The sequence below is a fragment of the Pseudomonas sp. SDO5591_S426 genome (assembly GCF_054070755.1).
In genome coordinates this window covers 1-597 of sequence record NZ_JBSVXD010000419.1, presented here as the reverse complement: position 1 = coordinate 597, position 597 = coordinate 1, and the positions used below count along the sequence as shown (strand labels likewise).

1 protein-coding gene is annotated in these 597 nt (G+C 54.3%); it reads right to left on the bottom strand.

Features of this window, described 5'->3' with window-relative positions; all coding sequences use genetic code 11:
- Positions 1 to 48 precede the first annotated feature (48 nt).
- Positions 49 to 597, bottom strand: a 549-nt coding sequence (locus tag ACW9JC_RS30390) for a transposase (RefSeq protein ID WP_457459684.1), incomplete at its 5' end; no start/stop codon positions are given.

Sequence of the window (597 nt, the reverse complement as noted above, 5' to 3'; positions counted from 1 at the left end):
GCGTCAGCGGCCAAAACGGCTACTAACTGGCGAGACAAGCGGCTGGATTCACGCCTTGATCGCCTCAAGCAGTCCTACGATGCCAAAGATGCTCATCATTCGTTTGAGGTTGTAGGCGAGCACATGAAGGCTCATCTCAGTACTTACCCGCGGCAGGGTTTTGGTCAGGAAATGGGTGGCTCCCATCCAATATTTGAGCGTTCCAAAAGGATGCTCAACGGTCTGTCGACGAACCCTCATCATCGCTGGATCATGCTCTAGTCGAACCTGCATCGCATCGATTACCGCCTCATGTTCCCAGCGCTTCACACGGCGCTCCTTACCCGTCGTACATTGCTTGTGCATTGAGCAGGACTGGCAGCCCGAGAAGTAATAACAATGCAATAACATGCCGTCTTCCATTGACGAGTGCCGCCGGGTCAGTAACTGCCCCGCAGGGCATCGATACTCGTCCGATGCAGCAACGTAGATGAAGTCCTGCTTACCAAATCGGCCTTCGGCTTTGCTGCCAGATGTCAGGGGTTTCGGTACGAAGGTAGTGATGCCGGCTTGCTCGCAAGCAAGGATTTCCAGACCTTTGTAATAGCCTCGGTCGGC